General features: G+C 51.2%; 11 protein-coding genes. 3 read left to right on the forward strand and 8 right to left on the reverse strand.

The annotated features are described in order from the left end of the window. Positions 1–58: 58 nt before the first annotated feature. The 3 genes from EVX52_RS14200 to EVX52_RS14210 all read right to left on the reverse strand — a co-directional run bounded on the left by EVX52_RS14200 (position 59) and on the right by EVX52_RS14210 (position 4193). A complete protein-coding gene (locus EVX52_RS14200; RefSeq protein WP_129954037.1) occupies positions 59–1972 on the reverse strand; it encodes a PTS mannitol transporter subunit IICBA in 1914 nt (637 codons plus the stop codon). A 526-nt stretch (positions 1973–2498) separates the two neighbouring features. Beyond that, a complete protein-coding gene (locus EVX52_RS14205; protein ID WP_129954039.1) occupies positions 2499–3293 on the reverse strand; it encodes a DsbA family protein in 795 nt (264 codons plus the stop codon). Positions 3294–3470: 177 nt separating this feature from the next. Next, the gene (locus tag EVX52_RS14210) at positions 3471–4193 is read right to left on the reverse strand and encodes a DUF3053 domain-containing protein (RefSeq protein ID WP_129954041.1); all 723 of its coding nucleotides are present in this window, start codon (positions 4191–4193) and stop codon (positions 3471–3473) included. 504 nt (positions 4194–4697) lie between these two features. On the opposite strand from EVX52_RS14210, the gene EVX52_RS14215 reads away from it, so the two are divergent. After that, positions 4698–5987 (forward strand): hypothetical protein, encoded by a 1290-nt coding sequence (locus EVX52_RS14215; RefSeq protein ID WP_129991538.1) that lies wholly within the window; start codon positions 4698–4700, stop codon positions 5985–5987. 65 nt (positions 5988–6052) lie between these two features. Here EVX52_RS14215 and glyS read toward each other — a convergent pair whose 3' ends face one another. The 5 genes from glyS to EVX52_RS14240 all read right to left on the reverse strand — a co-directional run bounded on the left by glyS (position 6053) and on the right by EVX52_RS14240 (position 11896). Further along, positions 6053–8122, reverse strand: coding sequence for a glycine--tRNA ligase subunit beta (gene glyS, locus EVX52_RS14220; protein ID WP_129954047.1), 2070 nt, complete (start codon positions 8120–8122; stop codon positions 6053–6055). A gap of 9 nt (positions 8123–8131) precedes the next feature. Beyond that, positions 8132–9046 (reverse strand): glycine--tRNA ligase subunit alpha, encoded by a 915-nt coding sequence (gene glyQ / locus EVX52_RS14225; RefSeq protein WP_014333298.1) that lies wholly within the window; start codon positions 9044–9046, stop codon positions 8132–8134. A gap of 245 nt (positions 9047–9291) precedes the next feature. Continuing rightward, on the reverse strand, positions 9292–9576 hold the full coding sequence (locus EVX52_RS14230; protein WP_129954049.1) for a type II toxin-antitoxin system RelE/ParE family toxin: 285 nt from the start codon (positions 9574–9576) through the stop codon (positions 9292–9294). Then, positions 9566–9814, reverse strand: a complete 249-nt coding sequence (locus tag EVX52_RS14235; RefSeq protein WP_129991539.1) for a type II toxin-antitoxin system Phd/YefM family antitoxin — start codon at positions 9812–9814, stop codon at positions 9566–9568. Before EVX52_RS14235 ends, EVX52_RS14230 begins: the two co-directional genes overlap by 11 nt. A gap of 75 nt (positions 9815–9889) precedes the next feature. Continuing rightward, a complete protein-coding gene (locus EVX52_RS14240) occupies positions 9890–11896 on the reverse strand; it encodes an autotransporter outer membrane beta-barrel domain-containing protein (protein ID WP_129991540.1) in 2007 nt (668 codons plus the stop codon). 191 nt (positions 11897–12087) lie between these two features. Here EVX52_RS14240 and EVX52_RS14245 point away from each other — a divergent pair, with 191 nt between their 5' ends. Further along, positions 12088–12660 (forward strand): DNA-3-methyladenine glycosylase I, encoded by a 573-nt coding sequence (locus EVX52_RS14245; RefSeq protein WP_129954052.1) that lies wholly within the window; start codon positions 12088–12090, stop codon positions 12658–12660. After that, complete coding sequence (locus EVX52_RS14250) at positions 12657–13100, forward strand: N-acetyltransferase (protein WP_129954054.1); 444 nt, start codon at positions 12657–12659, stop codon at positions 13098–13100. Before EVX52_RS14245 ends, EVX52_RS14250 begins: the two co-directional genes overlap by 4 nt. Positions 13101–13170 lie beyond the last annotated feature (70 nt).

Raw genomic sequence — 13170 nt, forward strand, 5'->3', positions numbered from 1 at the left:
CAAGCGGGTCTTTTATCAAGACCCGCTTAGTGACGCTCTACTGATTAACCGCTCAACGTTAGCCGCGAAGGATGGTCAGAACTTCTTCAACGCTGGTGGTGTTCGCCAGACGGTCAATAACCCCGTCTTCATCCAGCGCCGTGGTCAGTTTGGTGATCACGTTGATGTGCTCATTGTTACGCGCTGCAATACCGACGACCAGGCGTGCACGGTCATCTTCATCATCGCCCCAGCGGATACCCGCCGGATACTGGCAGAACACGATACCGGTTTTCAGTACGCGATCTTTCGCTTCAATGGTACCGTGCGGCACAGCAATGGATTCCCCCAGATACGTTGAGGTCAGTTGCTCACGTGCCAGCATCGCCTCCACATATTCTGCCTGAACATAACCGCCTTTCACCAGTTGTTCACCGGCAAAACGAATCGCGTCTTCTTTGGTGCCCGCATTCAGGCCGAGGAAAATGTTGCTTTCGCTGATGCGGAACAGGTTTTCGTTTTCATTGTCAGCCACAAGGCTGTCGCCCAGCGTAGTGGTCACTTTCTCTTTGTACTGGCTGGCTTTGTTCACTTCTACCAGACGGGAAGTCAGGTCCGTGTACAAGCCGCTGTCGAGGAAGTTAGTCAGCGAAATGTGCTGTGCATGTGGCACCTGACGCATGGCACGTTCGGTCAGGTCACGGTGAGTAATCACCAGATCCACGTCATCAGGCAGATTGTTGATTGCACTGTTGGTGACGCTGATGTTGGTCAGACCTGCATCCTGCACTTTTTTGCGCAGCACACCGGCACCCATGGCGCTTGACCCCATACCGGCGTCACAGGCAACGATGATTTTACGTACGGTAGACAGGTCACCCGCTACGCCTGCAACAGCCGGTTTGCCGCCTTTAGACTGGGCTTTCATATCCTGCATGCGACGTGTTGCTTCGTCCAGATCGTCGCCATCTTTCGCTTTGGTGGTTTTCAACAAGAATGCGGAGATCACGAAGGACACCGCAAATGCTGCCACAATCGCCGCAATGTTAGCGAAGTACGTGCCTTTTGGCGTCATCGCAAGAACCGCAAGAATGGAACCCGGAGAAGCCGGGGATACCAGGCCACCGTTGAGCAGCGTCAGGGTGAACACGCCGGTCATACCCCCCAGGATTACCGCCAGCAACAGACGTGGGTTCATCAGAACGTATGGGAAATAAATTTCGTGGATACCACCCAGGAAGTGGATGATTGCCGCGCCGCCCGCAGATTGCTTAGCGCTGCCACGACCGAAGAACATGTACGCCATCAGGACGCCCATACCCGGACCTGGGTTCGCTTCGATCAGGAAGAAGATAGATTTACCGGTTTCAGTCGCCTGCTGGATACCCAGCGGAGAGAAGATACCGTGGTTGATGGCGTTATTGAGGAACAGGATTTTCGCCGGTTCAACAAAGATAGAGGCGAGCGGCAACAGGTTATGGATAACCATGATGTGCACGCCTGCAGCCAGCAATTTAGACAGGGCTTCAACCAGCGGGCCGATGGCCAGGAAAGCCAGGATTGCCAGCAGCATACCAATAATACCGGCCGAGAAGTTGTTAACCAGCATCTCGAAGCCGCTTTTGATTTTACCGTCAACCCAGCGGTCAAAACGCTTGATGCACCAGCCGCCTAACGGGCCTGCAATCATTGCGCCGAGGAACATTGGCATATCCGCACCAACGATAACCCCCATTACGGTGATTGCGCCGACCACACCACCACGATCACCACCAACCAGACGACCACCGGTAAAACCGATGAGCAATGGCAGAAGATACGTGATCATCGGGCCAACCAGTTTCGCTAATGTTTCATTAGGGATCCAGCCGGTAGGAATGAACAGAGCAGTAATGATACCCCAGGCGATAAATGCGCCGATGTTGGGCATTACCATGTTACTCAGGAAGCGACCAAAGTTTTGAACTTTGATCTTAACGTCTGGTGAAAACATAAAACGCACCCCTATTGATACGCGCTGACAATAGAGCGCGTGATATCAGTTAATTATCGGTGACGGTTATTTCGGTTTTTGTGCCACTGCTTTAAAAATCCGTCCGTCGAATTGCTGTCTGCGAGGCGGACTCTACCATGTGATTATAGGCCTCGCGTAGCCACCCCACAGCTCGTGACGCAGATCACACATACGGGACCCTTACCCCCTGCATTTTGGTGACTTCGATCACAAAAACAGTCTGTAACCGAGCTACACTGGCGATTATTTAAGCGCAACACCCCTAATAATGGGACTTAAGTCACTTTTTGTTAACGAGTCTTTATCATTAAAACGTGATATTCATCACAAAGTATTTTTGGGCGGACTTGTGTATTTCGCTTAAAAAAAATTCAGACGTGTCTTAGGAAAGGAAAACTGAGTTTACAGAGGAAATGCTGAAAGAAAATTACAGGCGGGGGCGGAAAAACAAAACGGCGAACTGTCAGACAGCCCGCCGTGATGAAATCGTGTTTTACAGAGAAAATTACTTCCCGCCCTGCGCCTTCACAATGGCGGCCTGCAGTTCTTCGGCAGAAACGGCACCAGGCAGCACACTGGTGTTTTCAGCAGTTGCACCGCTGGTTGGCATCACCACGAAACCCGGGGTGCCGCTGAAGCCCAGCGTACGTGCCAGCTCATCGTTAGCGGCGATCGCTTCGTGTGTGGCTTTGCGCTGTGCATCGGTTGGCGCTGTCGCTTTGGCAGCTTTCACTGCACCGGCGATATCAGCATCTGTAAGTTTACCTTCATCATGACCCGTGCGGTAAATGCTGTTGTGATAATCGAAATACGCCTGGCTGCCTTTTTCTTTCCAGATGGCCATACCGGTTTCCGCAGCCGTGATGGAGGCTTTCCAGCGATCACCGAAGATTGGCCATTCTTTGAAGACGAAGCGCACGTTCGGGTTCGCTTTCACGGTCTGCTCAACCACCGGCGCCATGTGGCTACAATACAGGCACTGATAATCGAAGAATTCTACGAACGCGACTTTGGCATCTTTCGGACCATAGCTTGGGGTCGCCGGGTCGTTTACCAGCGTTTTGGCGTTTTCAAGCACGGCGCTCAGGGTTTGCTGTTGTTGCTGATCAGCCTGCTGCGCCTGCAATTTCTGGCTGACCTGCACCAGAATTTCCGGGTGCTGCAACATGTAATCCGCCGCAATTTTACCAATGGCTTCCTGCTGCGCCGGGGTGAAATCTGCGGTTGCGCTGTCGGCAGCAAAAGCCAGCGTCGGCGCCAGCACCAGAGAAGCCAACAGAGTCATCGTCTGACGTTTCATCAAAAATCCTTAAAGTGAAATACGGGGAAAATCGGACAGTTGCCTTCAAAAGTAGAGGAATTCAGCCGGATTTGCAGGCTAAAAATTGTCATTTTTTATAAATCTATGGGCAGGGTCCGGGGCAATAAAAAAGCCACGTACAAGATGACGTGGCTTTTTTGCAGATTTTAGTGTGGCTTAGTGGCTGAAATCGCCCTGCGCGACTTTTTGCGCCTGAAGCAATGTCTGCTGTTTGCCCACCAGATTAGACATCATGGTGTTGTACTGCGTAGCCTGTTGCTGCGTCGGGAACTGCACGCCGCCGTTAGCAAAGGCGACCTGAGTGCCCTGCTGTTGCAGGAAATCACCCACTGACACGATATCCTGCGTGAAGCTTTGCAGCGCAGGCACCAGCGGGGTCAGCACGTTAGCAGGCTGGGTCACCACACTGTTGTATACCTGGCTATAAACGGCTTTCAGATCATCCGGCTGTTTCAGTGCAGCCATCGCGGTATCGGCTTTGACTTTCGAATCACGCAACTGGGCATTGAGCATGCTCAGCGTACTTTCCGCCTGTTGCAACGCGCTGCGCTGCGTCATGTAATCCTGCGGCGTACGCACCTGACCAATCGCGCTGACCACCGGTACCAGGCTACCTTCAACGGCACCTTTCATCTGGCGGGAGAATGACAGAATGATGCCGTAGTCATTCGCGTAATTACCAAAACGTTGTTTCTGATCTTCACTCAGCGACGGCAGATTTTGCCCGCTGCGCATGACGGTATTTTGCAAATAATCGATAAAGGCTTTGCGTTGTTCCGGTTCTTTATCGCCGCATGCAGTGAGCTGAAACACCACCAGCAGTGCGATAATCGGCGCCAGCCAGCGAGACAATACACCGCTTCTGATCCCTACAGCCATGAGTCCTGACTCCTGATTTCAATGTTCTTCTTCCGGCCAGTTCCCTGCCGATATGCGGCTTTCCATGCCAGGTATCAACCCAAAATAATTCCAGATGCGGGAAGGCAGCAAGCACGCGAATCCCTATGAACTTACATAAGTAAGTCATTCTGGCGCAGCCGCCACCTGCAATCTGAAGTATGACGGGTATAGGATAGAACATCTCAGGCAGATGTGATACTCACAAAACAAGTACGTTGAGTTATCGTTTCCAGGCCCCCTTCGCTTTTTTTGCGTACAACGCTTACCTGTCATTTCACTATGTGGCTTTATCTCCTGAATGAATAATAGAAATAAATCTTCATACCTATTTCTATTTATTCATATTTATTAACAAGCTGAGAATTAAAGATTTATATTTATATAGATCACTAAAAATATCTTAATAAACAATTAAGTTAAGGCAATTCACCACCGTGATAAACTGAAGGTGGGATTATATAATCATTAACTTTAGGAGTAGGTATGTTCTCAGAAAAAGAAACGCAAGACAAAATCGCTGATATGCAAGATAAAAAACAAAAAATGCTACAGATAAAATCAAAATTAGAAAATGAAATCAAAGAGTTAGAAGAAAAATTCAGTCGTCAATGTGATTTCGCTAATATATCTCAAAACATGAGACATTATATTTTATTAGAAAAAAAAGTGGAAGAATTAGCAAATAGGTGCTTCAGTAATTCGACGAGATACTGTAACACCTTTCATGAGGGATTATATAAAGAGAAAGATGAGATAAAGAAAAACCTGAAAAGCCTGCAAGGATATTCCTCTCTCTTAAATAAAACAAAAGTGACCGATAAAAATGCAGAATTACGATTAAAAGGTCAAAAAATTAAAGCAAGCCAACCTAAAAACGTGTTAAAAAAACTCTTTTACCAGGGGCGGTATGAGAGAGAAACTCAGGCATTGAATTATGCTTTATCTTGTTACGATATAAAACCTGCAGGCGAAAATTTCACACTCAATGACGCACATACTATTAATGAAAAAATAGATGATTTCCGCCATTTCAGCACACAACTTGATCAGCTTCATGAAGAAATAAAGAAATTCGGCTCAAATTATACACTTGCATTAATGAGTTTATCATCAGTAGCCAGATCTATTTCCGATAACCCTGCTTATTTAAAAATGAAAGAACTGTTCCTTGGATATAAAACTCTTTCCTGTATTTATTCAAGTAACAGAGGATCCAGCGAGATTAACAAAGCCCTTCGCGCAAAAAGAGATCCCCACCTCAGTGCAAATGATGTGATCGAAGGCATGCGTAAATTCAATCACGATATTGAACACCGAAGCCTGAAAGAAGAAAGAGACAAAATTAAGTTCTATTGCAAAAAAATGTCTTACGCCACACTGTGTAAGATGGAAAAATTTATGTATCAACCTAAAGGAGTTAAGAGGACTTATTATCGTGGACAGGATCTGAATTCCAAATTGGCAATTAGCCAGTTTCAAAGTTATATGGACAATGGCACCACCGTAAGCCCGACGTCATTTTTCTCCACTTCCGGCACCCGATCCGTTGCTGAAAAATTCGCCAGAGGTGGTGTTAAGGTACTCTTCAAAATATCCGGGTTCTCCTGCGTGAGGATGAGCGGGGAGTATGCAGATCCTTCAGAAAATGAATTCGTTTTTACCCGTCTGGCAAAATTTAGCGTTAAGGAAGTCAGCGAAGACAGCTCCGGCATGTATCACATCAGCCTCCAAGAAGTCACCGTAGGCAACAATAATAAAGAAATGCCTTATTAAGATCAGAAAACAAAAAGCCAGTTCAAATACGATTTTGAACTGGCTTTTTCATTACCGAACTACCCTTACTGAAGCAGCGAAATATCCGCGACCTGCAGGAACAGCTCACGCAGTTTGGACAGCAGTGTCAGACGGTTAATCCGCACCGCTTCGTTCTCGTCCATCACCATGACGGTGTCAAAGAACGTATCGACGGTTTCACGCAATGCAGCCAGCTCCACCAGCGCTTCTTTGTACTGACCAGCCGCAAACAGCGGTTCCAGTTTGTCGCGCAACACCACCAGATGCGTTGCCAGTTTCAGCTCAGCAGGTTCTTTCAGCACCGATGCGTGGACGTGATCGAACAGGACATCCGTGGATTTGGCCAGAATGTTGGAGACACGCTTGTTGGCCGCAGCCAGCGTTGCCGCTTCGTCCAGCGTACGGAAGTAACTCACCGCTTTCACACGGGCATCGAAATCAGCCGGTTTGGTCGGACGGCGTGCCAGCACAGCCTGAATAGTATCGACCGCATGACCTTCTTCCTGATACCACGCACGGAAACGCCCGAGCATAAAATCAACCACATCATCAACAACCCTGGTGTTGGTCAGCTTGTCGCCATACAGACGCACCGCTTCTTCAGTCAGGGTTTGCAGATCGAGCGACAGGTTTTTTTCAACAAGAATACGCAGAACGCCCAGCGCGGCACGACGCAGCGCGAACGGGTCTTTGTCGCCTTTCGGATGTTGACCGATACCAAAGATACCGGCCAGAGTGTCCATCTTATCCGCGATAGCCAGCGCGCATGCCACCTGCGAAGCCGGTAATTCGTCGCCCGCAAAGCGTGGCTGATACTGTTCGTTCAGCGCAACGGCAACTTCTTCCTGCTCGCCGTCGTGACGCGCATAGTGCATGCCCATCACGCCCTGCGTGTCGGTGAACTCGAAGACCATGTTGGTCATCAGGTCGCATTTTGACAGCAGACCGGCGCGTTTTGCGTTCTCAACGTTGGCACCGATTTTCTCAGCGATCCAGCCAGACAGCGCCTGAATACGGTCGGTTTTGTCGCGCAGCGTCCCCAGCTGTTTCTGGAACAATACGGTTTCCAGACGCGGCAGGTTATCTTCGAGACGTTTTTTGCGGTCGGTGTTAAAGAAGAACTCGGCATCAGCCAGGCGCGGGCGCACCACCTTCTCGTTACCGGAGATGATTTGCTGCGGATCTTTCGATTCGATGTTAGCCACGAAGATAAAGTTCGGCAGAAGTTTACCTGCGGCGTCATACACCGGGAAATACTTCTGGTCACCTTTCATGGTGTAAACCAGCGCTTCTGCCGGCACCGCCAGGAATTTCTCTTCGAATTTAGCCGTCAGTACCACCGGCCATTCCACCAGAGATGCGACTTCTTCCAGCAGGCTTTCGCTCAGATCAGCGATACCGCCAATCTCTTTCGCTGCTTTTTCAGCATCACGTTTGATCAGTGCTTTACGCTCTTCGTAATCAGCGATCACTTTGCCGCGTTCCAGCAGAATTTGCGGATACTGATCGGCATTATCAATCGTGAACTCCGGCTCACCCATGAAGCGGTGACCGCGAATAGTGCGGGCGGAATCAATACCGAGGATTTTCGCCGGGATCAGTTCATCGCCTAACAATAGGGTGACGGTATGCACCGGACGCACGAACTGCACGTCGGAATCGCCCCAGCGCATCAGTTTAGGGATCGGCAATTTGGACAATGAAGTTGCAATCATCGCAGGCAGCAGCTGTTGTGCGCTTTCGCCTTTGACGTGCGCACGGTAAACCAGCCATTCACCTTTGTCAGTGACCAGACGATCGGCCTGATCCACCGTGATACCGCAACCGCGAGCCCAGCCTTCAGCGGCTTTGCCCGGTTTGCCTTCAGCATCAAACGCCTGCGCCACAGCCGGACCGCGTTTTTCAACTTCGCGGTCAGCCTGTGACTCGTGCAGTCCGGAGACTTTCAGCGCCAGACGGCGCGGTGCTGCAAACCATTTTACATCGCCGTGTGGCAGATTCGCCGCATCCAGCTCCGCAGTCAGGTTGGCCGCAAATGATTCAGCAAGGCTGCGCAGAGCCTTCGGTGGCAGTTCTTCCGTGCCGATTTCCACCAGAAATGTTTTTTCAGTCATGGACTTATCTCACTTCTCGTTCTTTTTGCACATCGGGAAGCCCAGCACTTCGCGGGAAGCGTAATACGCCTCAGCTACCGCTTTAGTCAGGGTACGGATGCGCAGAATGTAGCGCTGACGTTCAGTCACAGAAATCGCTTTACGGGCGTCAAGCAGGTTGAAGCAATGTGCCGCTTTCAGGATGCGCTCGTAAGCAGGCAGCGCCAGTGGCTTTTCGAGAGCCAGCAGGGTTTGCGCTTCTTTCTCGTGCTGTTCAAAACAGGTGAAGAGGAAATCAACATCGGCGTATTCGAAGTTGTAAGTAGATTGTTCTACTTCATTCTGATGGAACACGTCACCGTACGTCGTTTTGCCCAGCGGACCGTTGCTCCACACCAGATCGTAAACGCTGTCCACGCCCTGGATATACATCGCCAGACGTTCCAGACCGTAAGTGATTTCACCGGTCACCGGTTTACATTCCAGGCCACCGACCTGCTGGAAGTAAGTGAACTGTGTCACTTCCATGCCGTTCAGCCACACTTCCCAGCCGAGGCCCCAGGCGCCGAGCGTCGGGTTTTCCCAGTTGTCTTCAACAAAGCGAATATCGTGGATCAGCGGGTCGAGGCCCAGCTCTTTCAGCGAGCCGAGGTACAGCTCCTGAATGTTTTCCGGTGAAGGTTTGATCATCACCTGGAACTGATAATAGTGCTGCAGGCGGTTCGGGTTTTCGCCGTAGCGACCGTCAGTCGGACGGCGTGATGGCTGAACATAGGCTGCCGCAAAAGGCTCAGGGCCGAGTGCGCGCAGGCTGGTCATCGGGTGCGAGGTGCCCGCGCCGACTTCCATATCCAGTGGTTGAACAATGGTGCAGCCCTGCTGCGCCCAATAATCCTGCAGTGTCAGGATCAGGCCCTGAAATGTCTTGGTATCAAACTTTTGCATGTTGGTTTCGCACGCGAGAAAGTGGGTGTATACACAAAATACTTCGAGTTGCAGGAAGGCGACAAGCTCGTGAAACCCCGGGAGCTTAGATAACTAAGTGACCGGGGTGAGCGAGCGCAGTCAACGCATCTGCAACTTGAAATATGACGTGTATTAGAGAGTGCGACAGTATACCCGCTGAACGGAAGATAATCAGCCAGAATGACACATCCGTTCTGCCGGATTGGCTTTGGAGACGCAAGTATTTACCGCTTCTCAGCCAGTTTGTACGCTTCGTTGCCTTCGCGTTTACCCACGGCGACAACGGTCACCACGATTTCCTGCTCCTCTACCTGATAAACCAGCCGGTAACCAAGACTCTTTAATTTGATTTTATAGCGGTTGTTTTTAGGGCCGCATAAGCGGGCAGAAGCCACGTGGGGATTCTCCAGCCGCTCAGCCAGTTTCTTTTTAAATTGTTCCTTGATCGTTGGGGCAAGTGCTTTCCATTCTTTTAAAGCTGATTTGAAAAAGTTGAGTTTATAGGTCATCCAGTGTCAGCCCTATCCTTTCTTCACCCTGCCGCGCATCCATTATGCGGTTCAATTCGACGTCTTCTGCAAGACTCAGAAAATAGGCGTAAACATCGGGTGGAACACAATAAAAAGCGGGCTCGTTACGGTTAAGGATGGCCACCGCTTCGCCCTCACCTGCGCTAAACGTTCCCATCGGGTCACGTTTTAGCTCAGTGATACTTGCAGCTGAGGAAGTGAGTATTTCAAATGGCATCGTTTTTCTCCTTTCATGTTATGCCATCAGTATAGCTTTTAAAGACACCTTTTAAAGCACTCTTAAAGATATGTTTTAAAACCGTGCGCTCAGCCCGGCGTTGTAGGAGGTTTGTTCGCCGGAATCCAGTCCGGTAGTTTGTGAGATAGCGGCAAAGGCTGAAATGCTGTGGGTGATTTGCACGTTTAAGCCCGCCGTCATATCCACCCAGTCGTCATCCTGCTCGCCGGTGGTACGGCTGAACCGGGTGCGGGTGGATTTAATCGCGCCGGTGGTGGTGTAAGTATTATCCCCAAACTGGCGGTCATACGTGACCTGCGCATACGGATTGACGATGCCGAGTTCGGCATTGACACGCCAGCCGAGCGCACCGACTTGTGAATGGGAAGTCTGATCACCAAAACGCATTGATGTGCTGTTGTTACCCTTCTCGCTGTAGCCGTCGACGCTGCTGTAATCCCAGCTATATTGCGCTACCGGCCCGGTTTTCAGCACCGGCAAAACCGGGAAATCCCAGCCCGCCGTAACGCGCCCGCCGATCTGTTTGCCATCCGTTTCGCCACGCTCGGTACGGGTGGCGGGCCCGAGTGTAATGCGGCGTTTGATGTCGTCATAATTAAGCGAGCCGTAATGCACGTCCCCGTTGATCCAGCCATTTTCGGCGATTTTGATACCGGTGAATGCGGTCGCCATCCAGCCGCGCGTGCGGTAGCTGTAATGATCGGTCGGATCATCCTTATCATCGGAACCGGAAATCATCAGCCCCATCATCCAGCGATCAGTCATCTGATAATCCATGCCGATATTCAGCGAGTGAGACGTCAGATCGCCATCACCCAACCCCATCGACGGGCTGAATTTACTGTCCGCACTTTGTCCGGCATAACCGCCGAACATGCCGAATGTCCCGGCGTCGTTATCCTGGGTGCGCAGTTGCTGATAACGGCTGTCGAGCAATCCCTGAGTATTTCGTGCCAGCGACAGCGATCCCTGACTCAGTGCGGAGGCTTCGAGCGGACCATCGATAACCGACTGCATATACTGAGCCATCAGCGCGTGAGCCTGCGGGGTCGGGTGGAAATGGTCAGAAAACAGGAAGGCTTTGCTGCTGTCGAAACCCGGCAAATTCGAGGTGCATTCCGAGGCTGATGTGCCGACCGGGCAGGCCGTTCCGGCGGTATTGGCGAAACCGTACAACGCCGGATCAGCCACCACTTCGTTGAACAGTCCGTTGATATCCACACGCACAATGTTGCCGCCGGTTCTGGCCAGTGCGATATCTTCGGTGGTGTTATAGGTATCGGTCAGCCCGCCCGCCACGTCTTTCAGCGCGTCGTAAGCCGCTGCCAGTCCTTTAGCAAGAATGTCTTGCACCAGCGGAATATTCGAACCTTCTGCCGCAGCGGCCGCCAGCGCACTATGAATAGCCCCGGTGCGGGCGTCAGCGTTTGGCGTGTTTTGCGCATTCAGATACTGGTATGCGGCTTCCAGCGCCTGTTGCTGCACCGGCAGCAGTCCGACCTGAACAATACCTTCCATCAGCACAGGTGTCAGGCCAATGTTTGGCACCGTCGGTACCACCACTGTGCCGGCACCGGCTTTGAGTAAATCATTCACCTGTGAGGCAGCCTGCGTCGCGCTGTTCGTCGCAATCTCTGCCGCGGTGACCGGGTTCAGGCTGAGCGCTGCCGCTGCCAGATCATTGCCGCCAATCCAGTGAACATACAGGCCGTTAGGATCGGCTTTACCGCCGGTCGAAGCCAGATAGCTTTTCACCTGATCCTGGGTGGTGTAATCGGAATCCAGCCCCGGCACCGCCACACCACCGCCTTCGGCATAGTTCAGACCCCCTTTTGAAGACGGGGTTAACGTGGTGCCGATATTGTTCGCCAGGATCTCGTCATAGAGCTGATGGGAACTGCTGTCGAAGGTCCAGCGGCCGATGTTACCCGTGTCGCTCAGGCTGTCACCAAAAACATAAAGCTGATCAAACGCCTGGGCGGGCATCTGTAAACCGAGACACAGCGCCACCGCGAGTGCCCCCCGGGAGAGTCGTAAAATGGATGTATTTCTGTCTGCCATAACGGTAATTTCCCTAAAATAATGGCGTTCAACGCAAGGATTAAACGTAAGGATTGCGTAATGATTGGCTTTAAATATTGTTCAGATCCGACCAGCGTCAAGGCGGGAGTTGAGAAATTGCGACGTTGCAGAGTTATCCGAGAAGCCACACACTGACGCCACGCATTTAGGCCCCTTATAAGGACGACAGAATGGCAACCACCCGATGCAGCTGGGTTTCGAAAGAACCGATTTACCTCGAGTATCACGACAAAGAATGGGGCGTGCCGGTGAAAGATGGCCGTGAATTGTTTGAAATGTTGTGTCTGGAAGGTCAGCAGGCCGGCCTGTCGTGGATCACCGTGCTGAGAAAGCGCGACAACTATCGCCAGAATTTCCATCACTTTGACCCGGTACGCATTGCAAAAATGACCGATGATGACGTCGAGCAGTTGGTGCTCGACGCCGGCATCATCCGCCATCGCGGCAAAATCAAAGCCATTATCGTCAACGCACAGGCGTATCTGGCGATGCAGGCCAATGGTGAAGACTTCTCTGAATTCATCTGGAATTTTGTTGGCGGCCAACCGGTCATCAATAATCCGCTGGGCCCGGAAGGTATTCCGGCCACCACCGCTGTGTCAGACGCCATGTCCAGGGCACTGAAAAAGAAAGGCTTTAAGTTTACCGGCCCGACAATTTGTTATGCCTTTATGCAGGCGGCAGGGCTGGTGAACGATCATCAGTCCTATTGCTTCTGTCACCCTGCGAATCAGCCGTCATGATCCGCGCTGCGCGGCCCGCCGATACCGAAGCCATTCTGATGCTCTGGCTGCGCAGTTCATTGCTTTCCCACGCATTTATCGCCGAGTCCTACTGGATTGAAAGCCTGCAAATGGTCAGGGAAGATTTTCTGCCCAAAGCCAGAACCTGGGTTGATTGCGACGAAAATGATCAGGTTTGCGGCTTCATCAGTGTGCTGAATCAGCAGTTTATCGGCGCACTGTTTGTCGAAGCCTCACACTACGGAGATGGCACCGCCCGGCGTCTGATGGCGGCGGCAAAAGAGGCATATCCGGTGCTGTTACTGGAGGTTTACCAGCAGAATCATCGCGCCGTCTCGTTCTACCGTAAGGAAAATTTTGAGATAACTGCCAACACCCGCCATCCCGGGACTGATCTGCCAACGTATATTCTGCGCTGGTATTGTCCCCTTTCAGAATAAGTTCCTAAAATACGAAAAAATACAAAAACGGATATCCGGAATTCTCCTACTGCTTAACCTGCCAAAATTG

This window comes from Rahnella sp. CFA14(1/10), from assembly GCF_004195095.1.
Taxonomy (GTDB): Bacteria; Pseudomonadota; Gammaproteobacteria; order Enterobacterales; family Enterobacteriaceae; genus Rahnella; species Rahnella perminowiae.